This is a genomic window from Vibrio sp. SCSIO 43136 (assembly GCF_023716565.1).
GTDB lineage: Bacteria > Pseudomonadota > Gammaproteobacteria > Enterobacterales > Vibrionaceae > Vibrio.
Genome location: NZ_CP071849.1, coordinates 1012199 through 1034186 on the forward strand (window position 1 = coordinate 1012199; position 21988 = coordinate 1034186).

The window sequence follows — 21988 nt, forward strand, 5'->3', positions numbered from 1 at the left end:
AAACACTGAACTAAGCTCTTATTTGGATTAGCTTTTTCTAACCGCAAACTAACGCCTGCTTAACTTGCTGCCAAATGCACCACACTCAAACAGACCACCGTAATCACTAAAGCCAAACCGAACCAAAAAAGCCATAGGTTGGCAGTCAGGTTGAAGCATTTGTTATTTGCACAGCATCTCGACTCGCTTAATGGCATCAGAGAATACTTTGTGGCATGTAAAATCGGGCTTACTTCCGACCTTATACCAAAAAAAACTAAATTCATGACCACCATCATCTAGTGTATAAAACTTCCAACTATCGGGTAGTTCTTGTTCTGTTTCACAAAGAACAAAATGCCACAATTGATTTTGGAAACCACTTTCCCAACAACCAAGATACTGAGTCTGTACAATATTAGATAAGCCAGACTCCTCTTCGAGTTCTCTCAAAGCAGCACTTTCTATAGAAGAGTCCGTTAATTCCAATGTACCTTTTACCAACTGAACGTCAGCCAGCGGATGGTTAAACAGAAGCAATTCACAACCATTCTCTGAAATCCTCAGTACAACTGGACATACTTTAACTTCCCTATTTCGTACTCTTTCTTCCACTGAACTGTCCCGTGCCAATAACGCCTGCTTAAGCGGCTGCCAATGCACTGCACTCAAACAGACCACCGTAATCACTAAACCCAATTTGAACCAAAAATGCCATAGGTTGGCAGTCCACTTGAAGCATTTGTTAGTTTGCCAGCCCACCCTAAGCTAATGGCTAGATGCCAAGATGCTGATTTAAAATACAATACTTAAACCGTGCGCTGATGTAAACGGACAGCTGACCAACTCGAACACACCGCACAAACGCACTTGGCAATGAAGCGACAATCGCAGAGTTTTGCGACCAAACACTGTGACAAAATGGCAAAGGATACTTTCACTGTTGCCAACTACAGCACCAATAAAACCCAATATCTATAGATGGTGTGTCAGCGAAAAAAAAAGCAGCGCCTACGAACACCAAACGAATGAAAGCTACAGTAAACGACGAGCGAGCCACAAACACTTAATTCAAAGTGCCACCGGAAAGAACATGGCTTGGTGAATACGAACAGGTGGACACCCAGAAAATGAACTAAGCTCTTATTTGGATTGTCTTTTTCCAACCGCAAACTAACGCCTGCTTAAGCGGCTGCCAATGCACAACACTCAAACAGACCACCGTAATCACTAAAGCCAATTCGAACCAAAAATGCCATAGGTTGGCAGTCCGACTTCAAGCACTTGTTAGTTTGCAAACACACCCTAAGCTAAAGGCTTGGTGCCAAGATGCTGATTTAACTTACAATACTTAAACCGTACGCTGATGTAAATGGACAGCTGACCAACTTGAACACACCGCACAAACGCACGTGGCAAAGAAGAGAAAATCGCAGAATTTTGCGACCAAACGCTATGACAGAATGGCAATGGATACTTTCACTGTTGCCAACAACAACACCAGTAAAGTCCCTACTCTACCAACACTGTTTCAGCGAAAAAGAAGCAGCGCCTTCGAACACCAAATGAATGAAAGCTACAGTAAACGACGAGCGAACCACAAACACCTAAATCAAAGTGCCACCGGAAAGAACATGGCTTGGTGAAGACGAACAGGTGAACACCCGAAAAACAGAACTAAGCTCTTATTTGGACTGGCTTTTCAAACCGCAAACTAACGCCTGCTTAAGCGGCTGCCAATGCACTGCACCTAAACAGACCACCGTAATCACTAAACCCAATTAGAACCAAAAATGCCATAGGTTGGCAGTCCGACTTCAAGCACTTGTTAGTTTGCAAACACACCCGAAGCCAATGGCTGGGTGCCAAGATGCTGATTTAAAATACAATACTTAAACTGTAAGCTGATGTAAACGGACAGCTGACCAACCCGAACACACCGCACAAACGCACGTGGCAAAGAAGAGACAATCGCAGAGTTTTTTGACCAAACACCGGCATAAAATGGCAGAGGATACTTTCACTGTTGCCAACAACAGCACCAGTAAACCCCCTACTCTACCGACACTGATTCAGCGAAAAAGAAGCAGCGTCTCCGAACACCAAACGAATGGTAGCTTCAGTAAAAGATGAGCGAGCCACAAACACCTAAATCTAAGTGCCACCGGAGAGAATTTGGCTTGGTGAAGACGAACAGGTGAACACCCAAAACACTAGACTAAGCTCTTATTTGGACTAGCTTTTTCCAACCGCAAACTAACGCCTGCTTAAGCGGCTGCCAATGCACAACACTCAAACAGACCACCGTAATCACTAAAGCCAATTCGAACCAAAAATGCCATAGGTTGGCAGTCCGACTTCAAGCACTTGTTAGTTTGCAAACACACCCTAAGCTAAAGGCTTGGTGCCAAGATGCTGATTTAACTTACAATACTTAAACCGTACGCTGATGTAAATGGACAGCTGACCAACTTGAACACAAGGCATAAACGCACGTGGCAAAGAAGAGAAAATCGCAGAATTTTGCGACCAAACGCTATGACAGAATGGCAATGGATACTTTCACTGTTGCCAACAACAACACCAGTAAAGTCCATACTCTACCAACACTGTTTCAGCGAAAAAGAAGCAGCGCCTTCGAACACCAAATGAATGAAAGCTACAGTAAACGACGAGCGAACCACAAACACCTAAATCAAAGTGCCACCGGAAAGAACATGGCTTGGTGAAGACGAACAGGTGAACACCCGAAAAACAGAACTAAGCTCTTATTTGGACTGGCTTTTCAAACCGCAAACTAACGCCTGCTTAAGCGGCTGCCAATGCACAACACTCAAACAGACCACCGTAATCACTAAAGCCAATTCGAACCAAAAATGCCATAGGTTGGCAGTCCGACTTCAAGCACTTGTTAGTTTGCAAACACACCCTAAGCTAAAGGCTTGGTGCCAAGATGCTGATTTAACTTACAATACTTAAACCGTACGCTGATGTAAATGGACAGCTGACCAACTTGAACACAAGGCATAAACGCACGTGGCAAAGAAGAGAAAATCGCAGAGTTTTACGAGCAAACACTGTGACAAAATGGCAAAGGATACTTTCACTGTTGCCAACAACAGCACCACTAAAACCCCTACTCTACCGACACTGTTTCAGCGAAAAAGAAACAGCGCCTCCGAACACCAAACGAATGGAAGCTACAGTAAACGACGAGCAAACCGCAAACACTCAAATCAAAGTGCCACCGGAAAGAACATGGCTTGGTGAATACGAACAGGTGAACACCCAGAACACTGAACTAAGCTCTTATTTGAATTGGCTTTTTCTAACCGCAAACTAACGCCGCGTTAAGTGGTGAGCAACGCAGACCACTACACCTAACGTATTGTGCCGTAAACAATAAAGCTGAAGCAAACCAAAAATGCCAAGCGTTGGGAATCCGTCTTAAACGCTTTGTTAGGTAAATTTCCAGCGTAGTGCGTTTGCCTCATGCTCCTTTATAAAACTGTCTTTATGATTGCAATATACACCAATATCGTTGTTACAAATTGAAGCACCTTCTCGCTTCAAATTACCATAATGCAACGCTATTTCTGGAAATTGAATCAAGTAGTCACGAAATGCAATATGCCTATTTGCTTCTGGAGACCCAACTAAAAAAGCATGTACTTGGTGACTTCTTTGTATGCCACCTTTTTGAAAATAACGCCTACCTGCTATACCAAATTCACCTTTAACTTCATACCCAAGCGACTCCATCAGATTATTGTTCTTGTCCAATACTTCTAGTGATTTCACTTCAACAAGAATATCTATGATTGGTTTCGCACAAAGACCTTTGACTGAAGTACTACCAATGTGATGAATTGCCACTACATTAGCTGAATTCAAGGCCGATTCTAGCAACACCTTTTCATCGCTAAATTCATTAGCCCATGAAGGTCGATAGTCTACAACTTCAATTACCCTCGAACTCATTGTTCCTCCATTTACCTAACGCCTGCTTAAGCGGCTGCCAATGCACTGCACCCAAACAGACCACCGTAATCACTAAACCCAATTCGAACCAAAAATGCCATAGGTTGGCAGTCCACTTGAAGCATTTGTTAGAGGCTTATTTCACGGTTAATATAATGAATCATTTGGTTATCACCAACTGACAATCTAGTTAAGCCACAGTTTGCATGAGGAAACCTCATTTTTTCAGCTGGTTTTATAAAAATATTAAGCAACTCTCTAATCATATGACCATGTGAAACAACTAATATACGTTCATGCTTTTGACTAAGTATTAGCTCAGCAGCATGAATGGCACGGCCAACAAACTGTTCTTTTGTTTCATCTAAAATAGGGTAACCACTACTCTCGTTGTATATAGGATTTAATGGCTTTACCAAAGTACCCAAAACTAATTGACCTTCAGCAAGGCTTCCATGAGTTTCTATTCCGATGCCCGAAGCTTTAGAAAATGGTTCAATTGTTTTCTGTGCTCTTAAGTAAGGAGAGCAGAGAATTGATTGCACTCCCAGTTTTTCTAAACAACCTACGATATCTAGAGACTGTTTGACTCCTTTGTTAGTTAAAGGGTCTGCACTACAAGAAGAAAGCAGACCTTTTTTATTCGATTCTGTTTCTGCATGTCTTAGTAAGAAAATATCCATATATCGACGAGCCTCTAACGCTTTGCTAAGGTGCAGCTAACCAATCACTGAACCCAAGCAAAGCCACTTAAACACTGAAGCCAACCAAGCCAAAAATGCCAAAGGTTAGCTGTCACTCTTAAGCAATTTGTTAGTAGCAAACCTTGCACGAAACTCAAAACCCAACAGAATTAGCGCACCGAAGCCAAAACTGAGAACATGCCCAAGTTTAGGAAGGTGGTGTTCACTAAAGATTAAGTCCAAAGCAAATGCTGGCAAAATAGTTAAGGCTAAAACTAAAAATGGAACTCGACCGCCTGTTTCACCTTTTAGGTACTTAACTAACCCAGCAGCAGCCAAGCCTAAAACCGCTTGTGAACCACCTGTACCCAAATTCCAAGGCTCTGGAACTGTAAACGTACTGGCAAATGTACCAACTGAGCCTGCTACCAACCAAATTGAGATAAAAGCCAAGGCTCCGATTTTACGCTCAAATGCAAAACCAATAGCAACGAGAGACAAAACGTTGTAAATCATATGAGGTTGTTTTACATGAATTAGCTGTGAAGCAACTAGTCTCCAAAACTCATAGTTCAGCAGATGCTCTAGCGTATAACCGCCATAAGGCTCCAACTCAGGCACTTTGACTTTTCCGAACAGAGAGCCAGATATTAGATAGTTAACTGTCAATGACACTATGACTGTTACTATTGCCAATAGAACAGCTACATATGGGAATTGACGAGATGTCAAATTTGCCTCCTTGCTACTAACGCCTGCTTAAGCGGCTGCCATGCACAACACCCAAACAGACCACCGTAATCACTAAACTCAACCGAACCAAAAATGCCATAGGTTGGCAGTCCGACTTCAAGCACTTGTTATACAACGACTATTTTGAGAACTCTATTAGATCGCTACCAGACAGTCGATAGTTAACCCATTCATCTTGGGGTTTTGCACCAATAGACTTATAAAAGTTAATTGCTGGCTCATTCCAATCAAGAACGCACCATTCAAAACGACCACAACCATTTTCAACTGCTAGCTTTGCCAGATATTTGAGAATGACCTTCCCTGCTCCCAAACCACGATATTCCGGGGAAACATACAGATCTTCCAGATACAAACCGTTTTTGCCCAACCATGTAGAATAGTTATAGAAGTAAACCGCAAAACCGACAGGCTCGCCTTTAACCTCACAGATAGTTGCATGAGCCGTAGACTGAGGAGAGAATAAGCTGGACTCAATATCTAGGAGAGTAGCTTTTACCTCATGTTCTGCCTTTTCATAGGTAGCTAAATCTGTGATAAATCGAAGTATCGTTTCAGCGTCACTCTTGTCTGCTTTCCTAATTTTGATTTGTTTCATATCCCCTCCTTGGATGTATTAGTTGTATAACGCCTGCTTAAGCGGCTGCCAATGCACAACACTCAGACAGACCACCGTAATCACTAAAGCCAAACCGAACCAAAAATGCCATAGGTTGGCAGTCCGTCTTTAAGCATTTGTTATGAAATTTTGTCAACGTGTTCCTCAAGATAGTCCTTAAAAAGGGCCTTCCAACTATGGTATACATAACCATTGTAGATAGAATAAAATCCGCTGCCTTCAGTCCTATGCGACTGGTTAATCAACGCTTGTTTATATTCTGTTTTTCGTTTTTGCTCTTGTTTTTTTAGCAAGTCTGGAGTTACGAAATACATTAGGATATCAATTTGATCATCAGGTAATAGTCGCAACAAGCCTAGGCCGTGTGAACGAGAATAGTTTAATGCACCTCTTTGATATGCAGACGACGTAACAAATAACCCTTTAACATTTACACCTGTAATTTGGTTTAATTTTGCCTTGAACTCTTCAACGTCATCAACGGGAACAGGTTTAGAATAATCTTTGCACTCAAAAACCCATAACATCGACCAATCATCAGCTCCTGGCATCCAAATTTCGATTGAAATATCTACAACAATATTGCTGTCCCTATCTCTAGAATAATAACCCTTCTTTTTAAACAAACGACAACAATCAGGATTTAGCCCTAGATAACCCGACTTGACCAAGTCTTGAATACTTTCAAAGACCCTTCCTTCAAATAGGTCCCCTTTTTCAACCGTGTTCAAATCCACCTCCAATTTCATAACGCCGCGTTAAGTGGTGAACAACGCAACCACCGCTCCTAAACCATTGTACCTTAAACACTAAATTTAACTTGAACTGAAAGCGCCAAGCGTTGTGAATCCGTCTTAAACGCCTTGTTATAACACGCCTCAATGTTTGCGCTTACAAATGAATACTGTCTTTTGGGTGATGAATACCATCGTAAATTTTGACTGGCTCCAAATCATAAGGATTAACACCTTCAAGGCACGCAACGTTAATTGCGAATTGATGTGGATTGGAGCGACTTTGGTGATGAGTGTATATCCCGCAAGTTTTACAAAAGTAGTGCTTTGCCGTCATGGTATTAAACTGATAAAGGGTTAAATTGTCTTCACCTTTTACAATTTTGAGGTTTTCAAGCAAGACAGATGCAGCAATTGCTCCGCGCTTCCTACACATAGAACAAGAGCAACGACGAGGGTCTTCTAAACCATTTGGCATAGTTAGCTCCAATTCAACTGCACCACAATGACATTTTGCGTTGTGTACTCTTTTTATGTCCATATTATTGCCTCCATGCTGACACTTCGGAAAGTGTTATAACGCCTGCTTAAGCGGCTGCCAATGCACTACACCCAAACAAACCACCGTAATCACTAAACCCAAATCAAACCAAAAATGCCATAGGTTGGCAGTCCGACTTCAAGCACTTGTTATGTAGCGATGTTTGGCCATTAGTGATCATCACCAGCGTATACCCACATAGGTTCCGTTTTCCCCGCCCTTTCGAAGCCCAATGCCCGATAAAAATCAACAGCTTCACCGTCAGCTGTTAGCATTTGTTGATGAAAGTTTTTGTATTTACTTTGCATCAGTTCCATCATCTTACGACCAACTCCAAACCCTTGGAAACGTGGGTCAACAAGCATATGCGGATAATAGACAACGAGGTAACCATCAGATATTGCATTTCCTAAACCAATAAGTTTACCGTCTTTACGTGCAGTGACCAAAGTGTCAGAATTCAACAACGCAGGTAACAATTTCTCTGGCACTTCTGCGGATGACCAACCGTTAGCTTTGTATAAACCAATGACTTCTGATTGCTCTATTTCTTTGCTAATTTGTATTGAAATTTCCATATTTCTCCTAGCTACACAACGCCTGCTTAAGCGGCTGCCATGCACAACACCCAAACAGACCACCGTAATCGCTAAACCCGATTCGAACCAAAAATGCCATAGGTTGGCAGTCCGACTTCAAGCACTTGTTATAAATATTTTTATCGGTACATCTCTCTGATTACCGCAAACAACTCGAACTTACGATCGAACCAGTAATCATCAAATTCCCACTCATCAATAGTAGCCTCGCCAATAAAACCAATATGCCAAGTATTATGAGCCATCAAGAGCCACGGAATAGCTATAAGCTCTTCTTCAGACAACTCCGAGATCGACTGATATCCACTCAGAAATGATGACCACTGTTCTTTAGTGTTGTCACTATTAGTGAATAGAAGATTCCATAAGAAGACTACAGGGTCATATATTCGCCAACTTCTGCAACAGAAATCTAAGTCAAGTATCGTGATTTGCTCTGATGAGAAGATTGCATTACCCCAATGGAGGTCTCCGTGGCACGTAACCTCGGGCAAAGGAAACTTAGACAAGTTGACCTCCACTTGCGCAGCTAAGGTTTCGATAACCCCAACCTCTTCTTGCTTGTGCCTATAACCAGCTCTGATATTGAGCAAAGGTAAAGTGAGCAACTCTTCGGTTTTTTTAGGCGGAAAATCGTGCTTACTCTGTGTTAAATGGAGCCGAGCACACTCTAGACCAAATAAGTAACATTGAGATGAATTGAGAGTGGGCATCGTATCCCCATATACAAAATGGCTTAACACTGCATACAAATCATCAATATACTGAACATACTTACCGTCAACTCCCGGGACAGGGACGGTTACAGAAACTCTATTAGCTTTCAAGCTAGCATTAAACTCGGTCATTGATGTCAAATGCGAAAAAGAGCAATGACTGGCTCTATAAAGCTTAACAACATATTGTTCACAGCAAACTGTCGTGAGTTGATACAAGTCATGCATACTCGAGAGAGCAGAAACATCAGTGACATTGATATCGTAAGCTTCTTTAAGCTTTTGTTTAAAGTATCGAATGTTACCTTTCACAGATGCTCCAATATTTATAACGCCTGCTTAAGCGGCTGCCAATGCAAGACCCCCAAACAGACCACCGTAATCACTAAAGCCAAACCGGACCAAAAATGCCATAGGTTGGCAGTCAGGTTTAAGCGATTGTTATGTGGTTACTTTTGGTTGCGATATGAACTGTCTAAAGCACTCGCAACAGAGCCAAGCACTACCGCAAAGATATCCATATCCGTCTTCTTCCTGATCCGAGTTATAAATTGTCCAAAAGCAAAAGATACAATGCTCGTGATCATCAATTTTGGAGTATTTTCTAAAGATCCAATCTTGCTGAACTGCCCAATCAATATCTTCTCGGATGTCATCGAGATTCCATTTATGACCATGGATTGTCACTTGCTTCATCATATCGTGTCTCCAACACATAACGCCGCATTAAGGTGTGAGCAACGCTACCACGAAACTCAACCATACCACCGTAAACACGAAACCCAACGATGGAATGAAAAATGCCAAGCGTTGGGAATCACTCTTAAATGCTTTGTTATGCCTAATTTTCAACCTGCTGTTCTTCAACAAGAAACACTCTTTTCCCAGCAACTAATGACTCACGTAAATCTATAACCTGCTCAAGCGAACCAACTTTATATTTGTAAGTCACAATATTATTTCTTGCCACATCGACTGCTGTTACTAGCTTGGATACAGCTTCCAAGGTTTCCCCTGCTAGTGGCTCCACCGGATAACTAGAGAGTGTTCCTGGCTTCATGTGAGCGATTTCTTCATGTCTCTTTTTTACCACTGGTGCGACTGCAACCATAAAATCTTGCACAGCAGACTCAACTTCTTTTGTGCGCTCACCAAAATTTACTCGTTTAAGCAGCATTTCCATATTTCTCACTTTACGAGTTCGGTCTGCTAATCGTGCAGTACGAATTACAACCATTTCAGCTAAAGCGTTTCTTGCTACTAAAGTATTAGCAAAATCATATCGTGTTGTTTGACCACTTAGACCTGCGGTCTGCTGTTGGTATGTGTAGATTGTGGCTAGGATATGCCACACCTCTGTTTCGACTTCATCTAAAATTGACATTTTTCTCCTTAGGCATAACGCCTGCTTAAGCGGCTGCCAATGCACTACACCCAAACAGACCACCGTAATCACATAAGCCAATTCGAACCAAAAATGCCATAGGTTGGCAGTCCGACTTCAAGCACTTGTTAGTTTGCAAGCCCACCCTAAGTTAATGGCTGGGTGCCAAGGTGCTGATTTAAAATACAATACTTAAACCGTACGCTGATGTAAATGGACAGCTGACCAACTTAAACACACCGCAAAAACGTACGTGGCAAAGAAGAGACAATCGCAGAATTTCACGAGCAAACACCATGACAGAATGGCAATGGATACTTTCACTGTTGCCAACAACAGCACCAGTAAAGCCCCTACTCTACCGACACTGTTTCAGCGAAAAAGAAGCAGCGCCTCCGAACACCAAACGAATGAAAGCTACAGTAAACGACGAGCGAACCACAAACACCTAAATCAAAGTGCCACCGGAAAGAACATGGCTTGGTGAAGACGAACAGGTGAACACTCGAAAGACAGAACTAAGCTCTTATTTGGACTGGCTTTTCAAACCGCAAACTAACGCCTGCTTAAGCGGCTGCCAATGCACGACACCCAAACAGACCACCGTAATCACTAAAGCTAAACCGAACCAAAAATGCCATAGGTTGGCAGTCCGACTTTAAGCACTTGTTATAGAGCGGACTCAACTTGGATATGATCGCATCTTACTTCAATTAAACCAAAGTCCCCCTCTAAGGAGAGTTTGTTTTTCAGAAAAGATACTCCTTCAACCTCTCCTAATGTTGGCACATCATCTGAGGTCAGCCTATTCGCCGACAATTGTAAACCAATACAACTAACGTTGATCGCATGTCTCCCTTCATTGCTAGCAGTTACTTTCACCCTTTCACCAGACTCTACCAAGAAGGTCATTTCTATATACATATTCCCATAATCCTGATTAAGAGAAAGTAAATCAGAATCTAGGAGGATGTTAAGTTCCATATTCCCAAAAGCCCTATAACGCTTTGTTAAGTTGCAGCTAACTGCCACGACACTCAAGCAAAGCCACCGTAATCACCAAACTCAAACCGAACCAAAAATGCCACAGGTTAGCTGTCAGCTTGAACAATTTGTTATACATCATTTACTGTGACTTCAATAACCTGAGTTTTTGCGTGCAAAAATTCATATGCTGCTCTAGTTTTCTTGATAAAGGCAATATCTCTAGATAAAACAAAGTCTGCAAAGCTGCCAATTGAAGCATGACCAGCGTCACTCATAGCGGCAGTGAACCTTTTTTCTTTCTTCATCTTCGAATCAGGATGGTATCCAATAACATTTAAAACGTTGTAGATAGATGTGATTTTCTCAAAAAGAAACATTTCACGGTTGTAAATCGAATTGTAGCTAATCCCATAAAATTGTTCGATAGTAAAGTTAGTTTCTGAGTAACCCTGTAAGCCCTTATGTGCCGTCCAAATTTTTTCAAGGACGTCCGGTGGTTCAATATTATTCAACTGCACTGGACCGATGCCCGTACTTTCCCTGTAAGTTTTTACACCGGAGTAGTTACGCTCATCCGAAGTATGTTTCCTTAGTTCACCTGACGCTTGTGATAGAGCCTCATCATACGAACGCTTCAACCCTGTGGTATATGCTGATACTTGCTCATTGAGTTCAGGAAAATTTTCCTGAATCTCATCAGAATCAACCAAGCTGTGTAGATAATTAATTAGATTATCAAAAGCACCTAATTGCTCACCATTTATATCATCAAACGTATCACCACTCCTACCCCCGTAGAATTTAATTAGAGACTGAGCAGTTGCTTTTTCCATTCTCTCGTAAACTGGTTCGATATTTAGGCAGTAGTTTTCAAATGCCTTCTCTGGCTTTGTAATATCAAGCGTTGCATCACCAGTAAATTTAAACTGAGGCGTAAGAACGAGTTTGAGATACATTGCCTCTAGATCATCTAGCACACCCAAGTACAAAGAGCCATTTTCTCCAGTTCTTTTGATTTCCTTGAGGTTTTCATCTGAATATAAGATCTGAAATTTTTGTTTAAGCTCATCTTTAAAACTCATTTCTGGGTTTTTAACTAACAAATCCAATATGTTGTGATCAAGATACGCCGTCGGCTTTCCTTGATATTTTGGAATTGAATTTTCCATCCGACACCCTCCTGATGTATAACGCCTGCTTAAGCGGCTGCCAATGCAAGACACCCAAACAGACCACCGTAATCACTAAAGCCAAACCGAACCAAAAATGCCATAGGTTGGCAGTCCGACTTCAAGCACTTGTTATGTGTGTCCTTCGAGCTTCCATTTTGCATTCGAGAATTTAATTGACCAATAACCTGCATTTTCCGGAAGTATGCCAATTTCACCAGATAATAAACCGTCCTCGATCGTATAAGTAAAGTCAGTTATTTCCAAGTTGCTTAAGGTACTACTAGTGATTTCTCCACCCATAGATAAAGATAGGCTTTCGTAGTCAAACAGTTGGAGTTCTACTTTTTGATACTCCTGATGTTCATTGTCATACGGAACTACAATCAACCTAACACCAAACTGGCCAATTGAAATAACCTCTAAAGACAAATCATGCCACTCGAATTGATTTAATATGATTGACTCCTTGACATACATAACGCTGAGTTAAGCTGCGCACCAACACCCAACTTACAAAGCACACTTAACTTCAAACCAAAAATGCCGTAGGTCCGTGCGTCAGCTTGAACGACTTGTTAGTTTGCCAGACCACCCAAAGCTAATGGCTAGATGCCAAAGTGCTGATTTAAAATGCAATACTTAAACTGTGCGCTGATGTAAACGGACAGCTGACCAACTAGAACACACCGCACAAACGCACTTGGCAATGAAGCGACAATCGCAGAGTTTTGCGACCAAACACTGTGACAAAATGGCAAAGGATACTTTCACCGCTGCCAACAACAGCACCCTTGAAACTCCCCTTTGTACGGCACAGTTTCAACTACAAAGAAACAGCACCTACGAACACCAAATCTGGGAAAGTTGCAGTAAACAGTGAATGAACCAAAATCACTTAGTTCAAAGTGCCACCGGAAAGAACGTGGCTTGGTGAAAACGAACAGGTGAACACCAGAAATACTGAACTAAGCTCTTATTTGGATTGGCTTTTTCTAACCGCAAACTAACGCCTGCTTAAGCGGCTGCCAATGCACTGCACCCAAAAAGACCACCGTAATCACATTAGCCAAACCGAACCCAAAATGCCATAGGTTGGCAGTCCGACTTCAAGCACTTGTTAGTTTGCAAGCCCACCCTAAGCTAATGGCTGAGTGCCAAGGTGCTGATTTAACTTACAATACTTAAACCGTACGCTGATGTAAACGGACAGCTGACCAACTCGAACACACCGCACAAACGCACTTGGCAAAGAAGAGACAATCGCAGAATTTCACGAGCAAACACTGTGACAAAATGGCAAAGGATACTTTCACTGTAGCCAACAACAGCACCAGTAAAGCCCCAGGGCGAGATCATGAACGTTTTTTGAGCTAAATAGGATCGATTTGACGATCTGATCTAGCTGTGATCATATACTCCCTTTTGAGGGTATTTTCATGAGCATCGACGCTTTCTCTGAGCATTTTGGCCACCTAACAGATCCACGTCAATCAGCTAAAATTAGCTACCCATTATTCGATGTTTTGTTTTTGGTAGTGTGTGCCGTTATTGCAGGTTGTGAAGGATGGGAAGATATTGAAGACTTTGGTGAAGTTCACCTTGATTGGCTTCAAGAAAAAGGCTTCTTCCCAGATGGTCTGCCTACACATGACACTATTGCACGTATCGTTTCACGCCTTGAACCAACTGAGTTTCAAACAAGTTTTGCTAGCTGGATGCAGGCTATATCTCAACGCTCAAAAGGTGAGTTGATAGCTATCGATGGTAAAGTTTTGAGAGGCTCATACGATCGTGAAAGCCGCCAGTCTACAATCCATATGGTTAGCGCTTTTGCAACCGCTAATGGTGTCGTCGTAGGACAACGAAAAACCGATGCTAAATCAAATGAAATCACAGCGATACCAGAGTTACTTCAGCTACTAGATATTAAAGGTTGCCTCGTTTCGATTGATGCCATCGGTTGTCAAACAAACATTGCTGCCACCATTACCGATGAAGGTGGAGATTATCTCCTTGCAGTGAAAGGAAATCAGGAGTCACTGTTTAAAGCAGTGCAACATGCGCTTAAAGAGAAAAGAATTGCAAAAAGCGAACCTCAAAATGTCACGATTGAAAAAGGGCATGGTCGAGTAGAAGCCCGTGAATACCATGTCTTACCCGCAGGCGAGCTAGCCAAACAGTTTCCCGAATGGAAAGGACTAAAATCCATTGGTTTTGCACTAAGTTGCCGTGTTGATAATAAAGGAAAAAGTTCTTTCGAATATCGTTACTATATCAGTTCAGCAGAACTCACAAATACAGAGTTTGCAGCAGCGGTTCGTGGCCACTGGGGTATAGAAAACAGTTTGCATTGGGTGCTTGATGCCACGATGAATGAAGACAGTTGCCAAATTTACCGAAACAATGCCGCTGAAGTCATGGCTTGCATACGCCATATCGCACTAAATATGTTACGTTCTGAAAATACCAAGAAAGCAAGTGTGCGTCGTAAACAAAAGATAGCGGCGATGAGCAATGATTATTTAGACAAAGTATTGCTCGCTGGTCTTGATGCATCGAACAATAATTAGGCACTCATGCTCTCGCCCTGAGTAAAGCCCCTACTCTACCGACACTGTTTCAGCGAAAAAGAAGCAGCGCCTCCGAACACCAAACGAATGAAAGCTACAGTAAACGACGAGCGAACCACAAACACCTAAATCAAAGTGCCACCGGAAAGAACGGGGCTTGGTGAGAACGAACAGGTGAACACCCAAAACACTGAACTAAGCTCTTATTTGGATTAGCTTTTTCTAACCGCAAACTAACGCCTTGCTAAGATGCGGCTAACTGCCACGAAACCTAAGCAAAGCCACCGTAATCACTAAACCCAACCGAACCAAAAATGCCAAAGGTTAGCCGTCATTCTTGAGCAATTTGTTATGTTGCGAGACAGTACGATGAACCTAAAGGCTGGGTGGCAAGGTGTTGATTTGGAATACATTACTAGACCCTGCCACCGAAGTAAAACGGACAGCTGCCCAAGTTGAACTAGGCCGATAAACGCACTTGGCAATGAAGCGACACTTGAGGATGCTCCCACACCAACTGCGCTCACATGGCAAAGGATACTTTCACTGAAGCTGACCATAGCGAACACGGAAATTGCGGTTTGCAGACGGATATCCCACCACAAAGAAACAGCGTGCTTGAAAACCAAGAATTACGCAGAATGGAAGGTGAAAAGCACTGACGAAGAACTCAGTATCCTTGCGCCGAGACAAGCTAGAAAACATGAACTAAAACAGCCACATAACGCCTGCTTAACTTGCTGCCAACTGCACCACACTCAAACAGACCACCGTAATCACTAAAGCCAAACCGAACCAAAAATGCCATAGGTTGGCAGTCAGGTTGAAGCACTTGTTATAGGTTTTTTGCCAACCATATTTGGTGAGATTTTTGCGGTGAAATAACACCCGATAACACTAACCCTTTAAGGCAGCCAAATCTTGAATGCCCTTCAACCAAATGGTAATTAGAACCAGTTATCAGCATGATTGGTGGACGAAGCCATGTTCGATTACATTGCCAATTTTGGACTGTTGCCTTATTGTGACCAATTAGGCTCCAATCGTTTTCCGACGCTACCCTTTGTGATTTTAAAGCGCATGTGTCAGACCAGCCTTTAAAATCAGTGAATATCGAAGCTTCAGCAATCTCACTGTAACTGAGGTCAACAAGAGTCCATTCTAAGTTTGATATATTGATATCAGCATACTGCTCTTGAAAACCATAATTTCTGCCATGATCCGCGTAAAACTGCTCTATAACATCTAGTGGAGTGTTAGGCAGTTTAGCAACTAAATCATCGACTAAGATATTACCTGCATCATCCTGACTCAAATGCATCAAATCACTAAATTTCATAGAACTCCTGAGTTAAATTCTGGGGGAACGTATAACGCCTGCTTAAGCGGCTGCCAATGCGCAACACTCAAACAGACCACCGTAATCACATAAGCCAAACCGAACCAAAAATGCCATAGGTTGGCAGTCCACTTGAAGCATTTGTTAGTTTGCCATCCACCCTAAGCTAATGGCCGGGTGCCAAGGTGCTGATTTAAAATACAATACTTAAACCTAGTACCGATGTAAACGGACAGCTGACCAACTTAAACACACCGCACAAACGCACGTGGCAAAGAAGAGACAATCGCAGAATTTCACGACCAAACACTGTGACAAAATGGCAAAGGACACTTTCACTGCTGCCAACAACAGCACCCATGAAACTCCCCTTTTATGACACTGTTTCAACAACAAAGAAAAAGCACTTACGAACACCAAAACTGGGAAAATCGCAGTAAACTGTGAACGAACAAAAATCACTTAAATCAAAGTGCCACCGGAAAGAACATGGCTTGGTGAATACGAACAGGTGAACACCCGGGAAAATGAACTAAGCTCTTATTTGGATTAGCTTTTTTCAACCGCAAACTAACGCCTGCTTAAGCGGCTGCCAATGCACAACACTCAAACAGACCACCGTAATCACCAAACCCAATTTGAACCAAAAATGCCATAGGTTGGCAGTCCACTTGAAGCATTTGTTAGTTTGCCATCCACCCTAAGCTAATGACCGCGTGCCAAGGTGCTGATTTGAAATACAATACTTAAACGGTGCGCTGATGTAAACGGACAGCTGACCAACTCGAACACACCGTACAAACGCACGTGGCAAAGAAGAGACAATCGCAGAATTTCACGAGCAAACACTGTGACAAAATGGCAAAGAATACTTCCACTGTTGCCAACAACAGCACCAGTAAAGCCCCTACTCTACCGACAGTGTTTCTGCGAAAAAGAAGCAGCGCCTCCGCTCACCAAACGAATGAAAGCTACAGTAAACGACGAGCGAACCACAAACACCTAAATCAAAGTGCCACCGGAAAGAACATGGCTTGGTGAATACGAACAGGTGAACACCCGAAAAAATGAACTAAGCTCTTATTTGGATTGGCTTTTTCCAACCGCAAACTAACGCCTGCTTAAGCGGCTGCCAATGCACCACACCCAAACAGACCACCGTAATCACCAAACTCAAACCGAACCAAAAATGCCACAGGTTGGCAGTCCGTCTTTAAGCATTTGTTATGTGGCGAGACAGTACGATGAACCTAAAGGCTTGGTGGCAAGGTGTTGATTTGGAATACATTACTAGACCCTACCACTGAAGTAAATCGGACAGCTGCCCAAATTGAACTAGGCCGATAAACGCACTTGGCAATGAAGCGGTATTTGAGGATGTTCCCGTACCAACTGCGCTAACATGACAAAGGATACTTTCACTGAAGCTGACCAAAGCGAGCACGGAAATTTCGGTTTGCAGACGGACATCCCACCACAAAGAAACAGCGTGCTTGAAAGCCAAGAATCATGAGGACTGAAAGGTGAAAAGCACTGACATAGAACTCAGTACCCCTGCGCTGAACCAAGCTAGAAAACATGAACTAAAACAGCCACATAACGCCTGCTTAAGCGGCTGCCAACACCACTGCGCCCAAACAAACCACCGTAATCACTGCACCCACTTCAAACCAAAAATGCCACAGGTTGGCAGTCCGTCTTTAAGCACTTGTTATGTAACTAGCTCAAATATAGGTTTGACATAGAATTACATCTTAAATTTGTTATACTACTAGTTGAATTTATAATTTGAGTATTGATATGTTAAATAAACTCAACCTACTAAAAACCCTTATTATTTGTTTACTATGTACTAATAACTTCGCAAATGCATCAGATGACATGGATCTGATAAGCTGCAACAATGTTGAGCTCCTATTACAGAGTGACACCACTATAAACCGCAAGATCTTAGAATCAAGCATGCGCCAATCTTACGCAAGAGCTGATGACTGGTTTATTGGAAAGTTTGGGAATGACTACCTTAATTCGATGAGTGATGTCTATGCAGAGAAAAACAATGGTATTGGCTTTTCAGATATGGCAGGGCAAATGCTCTTTCAAAACATCATTAAGGACTCTGTTGACATGTGCAGAGAATTAGTCGCTTCCGATGAGATTCCTAATGAAAAGCTATGGATTATCATGTCGATTTATATGACTAATATGTATGAAAATGCTCTAGAACAGTAAGCTATGATTAGAAGCATGGATGCTTACATAACGCCTTGCTAAGTTGCAGCTAACCGCCACGATACTCAAGCAAAGCCACCGTAATCACTAAACTCAACCCAAACCAAAAGTGCCACAGGTTAGCTGTCAGCTTGAGCAAATTGTTATAAATAGACCTGCGGCAAACTCCGAGACCAAAGCGCTTACGAAAATCACTATTGATGATCGGGGCCTCGACAAGCTGAGCGGCTGCCCGTTGAACTCCCAACGATGTGGTGCCACCACAAACTGCGTTGCCAGTGAAGACTTTGAGCAAGCCACTCACCGAAGTCACGAGCAGCTGGTTGCCACTGCACATTCTCACGTTGGGCACTGGCCGAGAATGGCTAATTAGCCCTGCCCCAAATTCAAATGGCGACAACACCAACGAACGGCCAGCATTGAAGCGAGTTTGTAGCCGAAAAAGACACTGGCCACATAGCGAATACTAAACCCTCACCCCAAAAATTACCGGACCAAAATCAGCAGCTTTATAACGCCTGCTTAAGCGGCTGCCAATGCACAATACCTAAACAGACCACCGTAATCACTAAAGCCAAACCGAACCAAAAATGCCATAGGTTGGCAGTCCGACTTCAAGCACTTGTTATGTTGCGAGACAGTGCGATGAACCTAGTGGCTTGGTGGCAAGGTGTTGATTTGGAATACATTACTGGACCCTACCACTGAAGTAAAACGGACAGCTGCCCAAGTTAAACTGACTCGATTAACGCACTTGGCAATGAAGCAACATTTGAAGATGTTCCCTTACCAGTTGCACTCACATGACAAAGGGTACTTTCACCAAAGCTGACCACGGCAAGCTCGGCAATTTGAGTTTGCAGATGGACATGCCACTACAAAGAAACAGCGTGCTTGAATACATAGAATCATGATAACTGAAAAGTGAAAAACGCTGACGAAGAGCTCAGTACCATTTCGCCGAACCAAGCTAGGAAACATGAACTAAAACAGCCACATAACGCCTGCTTAAGTGGCTGCCAAAGCACCACACCCAAACAGGCCACCATAATCACCTAACTATAACTGAACCCAAAATGCCGAAGGTTGGCAGTCCAGCTTCAAGCATTTGTTATGTACGTTGTTAAACTAGAGCTAGTTTAGGTTTTGCAAAATCAATATAGCACGATTTTGAATTGTATGAACTAGTAGGAGTATCCCCTAGCCCTCTCATACAGTGAAAGTACAAAACCAGGGATAACAAATGCTAAACCAGGAGCAACAAATAGTAATGATAGCGCCCAATGCCACTCCCACACATTCATTGCTCCAAAAAAAGACCCGATCGTTATCGGAAGAGTAAACCTAAAGAAAAAACAACCAAATAATGCCACTGCTGCCCATCCAGCCCCCAAATGATAGTCAATACCAAGATACCCAGCATACACTTGAGCAATACCGAATATGGTGAATAACAGAAAACCGACTATAGCCACAATTACCTCATATGAAAGATTACTTAAATACAGCGAAAGTTCGCATATAAGCCACACATCTAGTGAAAGCAATACCATTTTACCAAAGGTACGCCATCAAACATATAGGTAGTAGTACATAACGCCTTGCTAAGTTGCAGCTAACTGCACGATACCCAAGCAAAGCCACCGTAAACACTAAACTCAACCAGAACCAAAAGTGCCACGGGTTAGCTGTCAGCTTGAGCAAATTGTTATGTGCATCAACACACGACTTAATCTTGAATGTCTCCGCTTAACTCAACAACACCTCCAAGGTGATTAACAAAGGAGAGACGAATCGACTTTCCTTTTCGATAAGCCATGCAAGGACTATTTACATCAATATTTAGGTCACCAAACTCCACCCTTGTTACATTAGATAACGCAATCGTCAGCTCATCATTATTCAAGAGTCCAATAATTTTCACACGGGATGTAATGTGGAATTTGGTAATTGACGCTACAACAAATGGATTGTATTCACCGCTTTTAAATTTCCCAATACGTGTTCCACTCGGTTCGGTTTGAGAAATAGTTTTAACCGGTAAATTTCGATTATCCGTACAAGGGTGTTTTTCCCAAGGTTTACCGAGTGAATCAAAAAATACTCTACCGCCGTATGGCGATTGATAGAAGAAAACTGAAGCCCCACAAACAGGGCAGTATGCGCTCGGATTGACATAACTGGGAAAACACTTGGTTTGTTCGGCTAAATTCCCGAAGCTTCTTTCCACAGAGTAGTCTTGGTTTGTATAACTCGTGCTCTTACAGCACCAACCACAAGTACAATCTGGATAATGATTATGTCCACCCATACAGCTCAGCCTACATCGAATTACATTGTTTATCGTAATACCATTGTACAGTAATTGCCAAAGCCTATGGAATAGCATAGTGAGGGGAATAAGCGCATAACGCCTTGCTAAGATGCGGCTAACTGCCACGAAACCTAAACAAAGCCACCGTAATCACTAAACCCAACCGAACCAAAAATGCCAAAGGTTAGCCGTCATTCTTGAGCAATTTGTTAGGTAACGAACTCAAAGGGAGCACCTCATTTCAATTACATTTCCACAAGTGCCTGACTCAAGAAAATCTGCGCGCTTATAGAGACTTACAGCAGGATTGTCGGGAAATACCCTAAGAGCAACTTCAGCTGAATTGTGCTGTTTTGCGTGCTTCTTAACTAATGTAAGGCAAGTAGTCCCTATACCCATTCCTTGAGCACTTTTGATTAGCTGAAAGTCTCTAAGATAAGTGGTCGTGTCTGCGTAACTAAAGCGAATGACACCCACTCGTTCTCCGTTCGCATAAACCTCAAAATTATCAAAGTTTTTCCAACTATCAGCGAACATTTCCCTATCCCACGAAATGTCATAACACTGATAATACTCTGCCATATTTGCTTTCGTTAGACTTTCAGCGAACTTCCAATCTAACGCTGGCTTGAGAAAAACTTCCATATTCACTCCTAGTTACCTAACGCCTGCAATAAGGTGCCCCACGACAAACCTACAAAGCGCACCGAACTTCATACCAAAAATGCCGAGTGTAACGAGTCACCTTAATTGCCTTGTTATGTTTGATTCCATGTATTACGAGACAGACTATAGTAAACATGGTCCATAATACGACCGTTCAAATTTTCGGAATTAGTTATGATGCCTTCTTTTTCGAAACCCAGGCGTTCACATACACCTCTACTTGGCATATTGCCAACACTAACCGGTATTTCAACTTTATCCATGTTAAGTTCAGTAAAAGCGATACCAATTAATTGCTTACATGCCCTAGTCATTATCCCCTTGCCTTGAAAGGCTTTCGATAGCCAGTAGCCTATTTCTACTTTCTTTAAGTCATAGTCAATGTAGTTAAAACTAATGCAACCAACTGGTGCTGATTTATAAAGAATAAAGCAAACCAAACCTTTACCTTCAGCATATTTATGGAGCGAGTCACAAACAAATCGCTGATAATCTTCTATCTTTTTGGTATGAGGAGGCCACGCCATCCACTCCGATAAATATTCATTTTCGTCACGAATAATTTGAAAAACTTCGTGGGCTCTTTGGGAATTTACTAACTCTAAAGCTACTTCATTATCTACTTGCCATTTAAACAACTGAACACCTTCCTTGTAATATTGCTTCTATGATTGATTGAAAAACATAACGCCCTGTTAAGGGGTGAGCAACGCAATACC

The 21988-nt window shown here is 42.3% G+C and carries 27 protein-coding genes; 8 read left to right on the forward strand and 19 right to left on the reverse strand.

Annotated features, from left to right (window positions below):
- Nucleotides 1–162 precede the first annotated feature (162 nt).
- The gene (locus tag J4N39_RS19465) at nt 163–594 is read right to left on the reverse strand and encodes an NUDIX hydrolase (RefSeq protein ID WP_252026852.1); all 432 of its coding nucleotides are present in this window, start codon (nt 592–594) and stop codon (nt 163–165) included.
- 854 nt (nt 595–1448) lie between these two features.
- Here J4N39_RS19465 and J4N39_RS19470 point away from each other — a divergent pair.
- The 3 genes from J4N39_RS19470 to J4N39_RS19480 all read left to right on the forward strand — a co-directional run bounded on the left by J4N39_RS19470 (nt 1449) and on the right by J4N39_RS19480 (nt 3249).
- Complete coding sequence (locus J4N39_RS19470) at nt 1449–1625, forward strand: hypothetical protein (RefSeq protein ID WP_252024009.1); 177 nt, start codon at nt 1449–1451, stop codon at nt 1623–1625.
- Nucleotides 1626–2474: 849 nt separating this feature from the next.
- On the forward strand, nt 2475–2708 hold the full coding sequence (locus J4N39_RS19475) for a hypothetical protein (protein ID WP_252024011.1): 234 nt from the start codon (nt 2475–2477) through the stop codon (nt 2706–2708).
- Nucleotides 2709–3066: 358 nt separating this feature from the next.
- Complete coding sequence (locus J4N39_RS19480; protein ID WP_252024013.1) at nt 3067–3249, forward strand: hypothetical protein; 183 nt, start codon at nt 3067–3069, stop codon at nt 3247–3249.
- 189 nt (nt 3250–3438) lie between these two features.
- On the opposite strand, the gene J4N39_RS19485 is transcribed toward J4N39_RS19480, so the two are convergent.
- From J4N39_RS19485 to J4N39_RS19525, 9 genes are all read right to left on the reverse strand, one after another.
- The gene (locus J4N39_RS19485) at nt 3439–3960 is read right to left on the reverse strand and encodes a GrpB family protein (RefSeq protein ID WP_252024015.1); all 522 of its coding nucleotides are present in this window, start codon (nt 3958–3960) and stop codon (nt 3439–3441) included.
- Between the two features lie 128 nt (nt 3961–4088).
- Nucleotides 4089–4643, reverse strand: coding sequence for a histidine phosphatase family protein (locus tag J4N39_RS19490; RefSeq protein WP_252024017.1), 555 nt, complete (start codon nt 4641–4643; stop codon nt 4089–4091).
- A 105-nt stretch (nt 4644–4748) separates the two neighbouring features.
- The gene (locus J4N39_RS19495; RefSeq protein ID WP_252024019.1) at nt 4749–5375 is read right to left on the reverse strand and encodes a rhomboid family intramembrane serine protease; all 627 of its coding nucleotides are present in this window, start codon (nt 5373–5375) and stop codon (nt 4749–4751) included.
- A 139-nt stretch (nt 5376–5514) separates the two neighbouring features.
- Nucleotides 5515–5994 carry a GNAT family N-acetyltransferase gene (locus J4N39_RS19500; protein WP_252024021.1) on the reverse strand — a complete coding sequence of 160 codons (480 nt, stop codon included), beginning with the start codon at nt 5992–5994 and terminating at the stop codon, nt 5515–5517.
- Nucleotides 5995–6134: 140 nt separating this feature from the next.
- Nucleotides 6135–6746: a restriction endonuclease gene (locus tag J4N39_RS19505; RefSeq protein ID WP_252024022.1), complete on the reverse strand. Its 612-nt coding sequence runs from the start codon at nt 6744–6746 to the stop codon at nt 6135–6137.
- Between the two features lie 160 nt (nt 6747–6906).
- Nucleotides 6907–7290 (reverse strand): GFA family protein, encoded by a 384-nt coding sequence (locus J4N39_RS19510; RefSeq protein WP_252024024.1) that lies wholly within the window; start codon nt 7288–7290, stop codon nt 6907–6909.
- Nucleotides 7291–7460: 170 nt separating this feature from the next.
- Nucleotides 7461–7868: a GNAT family N-acetyltransferase gene (locus tag J4N39_RS19515; RefSeq protein WP_252024026.1), complete on the reverse strand. Its 408-nt coding sequence runs from the start codon at nt 7866–7868 to the stop codon at nt 7461–7463.
- Between the two features lie 140 nt (nt 7869–8008).
- Nucleotides 8009–8917: a phosphotransferase enzyme family protein gene (locus J4N39_RS19520; RefSeq protein ID WP_252024028.1), complete on the reverse strand. Its 909-nt coding sequence runs from the start codon at nt 8915–8917 to the stop codon at nt 8009–8011.
- Between the two features lie 529 nt (nt 8918–9446).
- Nucleotides 9447–9989, reverse strand: a complete 543-nt coding sequence (locus tag J4N39_RS19525) for a hypothetical protein (protein WP_252017902.1) — start codon at nt 9987–9989, stop codon at nt 9447–9449.
- Between the two features lie 310 nt (nt 9990–10299).
- Between J4N39_RS19525 and J4N39_RS19530 the strand changes: the two genes are divergently transcribed.
- Nucleotides 10300–10476, forward strand: a complete 177-nt coding sequence (locus J4N39_RS19530; RefSeq protein WP_252024030.1) for a hypothetical protein — start codon at nt 10300–10302, stop codon at nt 10474–10476.
- A gap of 182 nt (nt 10477–10658) precedes the next feature.
- Here the strand turns inward: J4N39_RS19530 and J4N39_RS19535 are convergent, their stop codons facing one another.
- The 3 genes from J4N39_RS19535 to J4N39_RS19545 all read right to left on the reverse strand — a co-directional run bounded on the left by J4N39_RS19535 (nt 10659) and on the right by J4N39_RS19545 (nt 12577).
- Complete coding sequence (locus J4N39_RS19535; protein WP_252024032.1) at nt 10659–10973, reverse strand: hypothetical protein; 315 nt, start codon at nt 10971–10973, stop codon at nt 10659–10661.
- Between the two features lie 131 nt (nt 10974–11104).
- Nucleotides 11105–12145, reverse strand: a complete 1041-nt coding sequence (locus J4N39_RS19540; protein ID WP_252024034.1) for a hypothetical protein — start codon at nt 12143–12145, stop codon at nt 11105–11107.
- 132 nt (nt 12146–12277) lie between these two features.
- Nucleotides 12278–12577, reverse strand: coding sequence for a hypothetical protein (locus J4N39_RS19545; protein ID WP_252024036.1), 300 nt, complete (start codon nt 12575–12577; stop codon nt 12278–12280).
- Nucleotides 12578–13584: 1007 nt separating this feature from the next.
- Between J4N39_RS19545 and J4N39_RS19550 the strand changes: the two genes are divergently transcribed.
- Together J4N39_RS19550 and J4N39_RS22990 are read left to right on the forward strand one after the other, a co-directional pair.
- The gene (locus J4N39_RS19550) at nt 13585–14718 is read left to right on the forward strand and encodes an ISAs1 family transposase (protein ID WP_252018132.1); all 1134 of its coding nucleotides are present in this window, start codon (nt 13585–13587) and stop codon (nt 14716–14718) included.
- A 527-nt stretch (nt 14719–15245) separates the two neighbouring features.
- Complete coding sequence (locus tag J4N39_RS22990; RefSeq protein ID WP_286036838.1) at nt 15246–15380, forward strand: hypothetical protein; 135 nt, start codon at nt 15246–15248, stop codon at nt 15378–15380.
- 173 nt (nt 15381–15553) lie between these two features.
- On the opposite strand, the gene J4N39_RS19555 is transcribed toward J4N39_RS22990, so the two are convergent.
- Together J4N39_RS19555 and J4N39_RS19560 are read right to left on the reverse strand one after the other, a co-directional pair.
- Nucleotides 15554–16057 (reverse strand): hypothetical protein, encoded by a 504-nt coding sequence (locus tag J4N39_RS19555; RefSeq protein ID WP_252024038.1) that lies wholly within the window; start codon nt 16055–16057, stop codon nt 15554–15556.
- Nucleotides 16058–16250: 193 nt separating this feature from the next.
- On the reverse strand, nt 16251–16418 hold the full coding sequence (locus J4N39_RS19560) for a hypothetical protein (RefSeq protein ID WP_252017942.1): 168 nt from the start codon (nt 16416–16418) through the stop codon (nt 16251–16253).
- Nucleotides 16419–16915: 497 nt separating this feature from the next.
- On the opposite strand from J4N39_RS19560, the gene J4N39_RS19565 reads away from it, so the two are divergent.
- Both J4N39_RS19565 and J4N39_RS19570 read left to right on the forward strand, forming a co-directional pair.
- On the forward strand, nt 16916–17098 hold the full coding sequence (locus J4N39_RS19565) for a hypothetical protein (protein ID WP_252024040.1): 183 nt from the start codon (nt 16916–16918) through the stop codon (nt 17096–17098).
- A 921-nt stretch (nt 17099–18019) separates the two neighbouring features.
- Nucleotides 18020–18289, forward strand: a complete 270-nt coding sequence (locus J4N39_RS19570; RefSeq protein WP_252024042.1) for a hypothetical protein — start codon at nt 18020–18022, stop codon at nt 18287–18289.
- A 194-nt stretch (nt 18290–18483) separates the two neighbouring features.
- On the opposite strand, the gene J4N39_RS19575 is transcribed toward J4N39_RS19570, so the two are convergent.
- The 4 genes from J4N39_RS19575 to J4N39_RS19590 form a co-directional block, all read right to left on the reverse strand.
- Complete coding sequence (locus tag J4N39_RS19575) at nt 18484–18624, reverse strand: hypothetical protein (protein WP_252024044.1); 141 nt, start codon at nt 18622–18624, stop codon at nt 18484–18486.
- A 1394-nt stretch (nt 18625–20018) separates the two neighbouring features.
- Nucleotides 20019–20519: a hypothetical protein gene (locus J4N39_RS19580; protein WP_252024046.1), complete on the reverse strand. Its 501-nt coding sequence runs from the start codon at nt 20517–20519 to the stop codon at nt 20019–20021.
- A gap of 306 nt (nt 20520–20825) precedes the next feature.
- On the reverse strand, nt 20826–21248 hold the full coding sequence (locus tag J4N39_RS19585) for a GNAT family N-acetyltransferase (protein WP_252024048.1): 423 nt from the start codon (nt 21246–21248) through the stop codon (nt 20826–20828).
- 113 nt (nt 21249–21361) lie between these two features.
- Complete coding sequence (locus J4N39_RS19590; protein ID WP_252024049.1) at nt 21362–21907, reverse strand: GNAT family N-acetyltransferase; 546 nt, start codon at nt 21905–21907, stop codon at nt 21362–21364.
- Nucleotides 21908–21988: the final 81 nt, after the last annotated feature.

Bases quoted from the DNA above. Each gene is read 5' to 3' on its own strand.
- J4N39_RS19470 (WP_252024009.1), top strand. From the start codon at position 1,449: ATGGATACTTTCACTGTTGCCAACAACAACACCAGTAAAGTCCCTACT.
- J4N39_RS19480 (WP_252024013.1), top strand. From the start codon at position 3,067: ATGGCAAAGGATACTTTCACTGTTGCCAACAACAGCACCACTAAAACC.
- J4N39_RS19485 (WP_252024015.1), bottom strand. From the start codon at position 3,960: ATGAGTTCGAGGGTAATTGAAGTTGTAGACTATCGACCTTCATGGGCT.
- J4N39_RS19490 (WP_252024017.1), bottom strand. From the start codon at position 4,643: ATGGATATTTTCTTACTAAGACATGCAGAAACAGAATCGAATAAAAAA.
- J4N39_RS19500 (WP_252024021.1), bottom strand. From the start codon at position 5,994: ATGAAACAAATCAAAATTAGGAAAGCAGACAAGAGTGACGCTGAAACG.
- J4N39_RS19510 (WP_252024024.1), bottom strand. From the start codon at position 7,290: ATGGACATAAAAAGAGTACACAACGCAAAATGTCATTGTGGTGCAGTT.
- J4N39_RS19515 (WP_252024026.1), bottom strand. From the start codon at position 7,868: ATGGAAATTTCAATACAAATTAGCAAAGAAATAGAGCAATCAGAAGTC.
- J4N39_RS19525 (WP_252017902.1), bottom strand. From the start codon at position 9,989: ATGTCAATTTTAGATGAAGTCGAAACAGAGGTGTGGCATATCCTAGCC.
- J4N39_RS19530 (WP_252024030.1), top strand. From the start codon at position 10,300: ATGGATACTTTCACTGTTGCCAACAACAGCACCAGTAAAGCCCCTACT.
- J4N39_RS19535 (WP_252024032.1), bottom strand. From the start codon at position 10,973: ATGGAACTTAACATCCTCCTAGATTCTGATTTACTTTCTCTTAATCAG.
- J4N39_RS19540 (WP_252024034.1), bottom strand. From the start codon at position 12,145: ATGGAAAATTCAATTCCAAAATATCAAGGAAAGCCGACGGCGTATCTT.
- J4N39_RS19550 (WP_252018132.1), top strand. From the start codon at position 13,585: ATGAGCATCGACGCTTTCTCTGAGCATTTTGGCCACCTAACAGATCCA.
- J4N39_RS22990 (WP_286036838.1), top strand. From the start codon at position 15,246: ATGGCAAAGGATACTTTCACTGAAGCTGACCATAGCGAACACGGAAAT.
- J4N39_RS19555 (WP_252024038.1), bottom strand. From the start codon at position 16,057: ATGAAATTTAGTGATTTGATGCATTTGAGTCAGGATGATGCAGGTAAT.
- J4N39_RS19560 (WP_252017942.1), bottom strand. From the start codon at position 16,418: ATGGGTGCTGTTGTTGGCAGCAGTGAAAGTGTCCTTTGCCATTTTGTC.
- J4N39_RS19565 (WP_252024040.1), top strand. From the start codon at position 16,916: ATGGCAAAGAATACTTCCACTGTTGCCAACAACAGCACCAGTAAAGCC.
- J4N39_RS19570 (WP_252024042.1), top strand. From the start codon at position 18,020: ATGCGCCAATCTTACGCAAGAGCTGATGACTGGTTTATTGGAAAGTTT.
- J4N39_RS19585 (WP_252024048.1), bottom strand. From the start codon at position 21,248: ATGGAAGTTTTTCTCAAGCCAGCGTTAGATTGGAAGTTCGCTGAAAGT.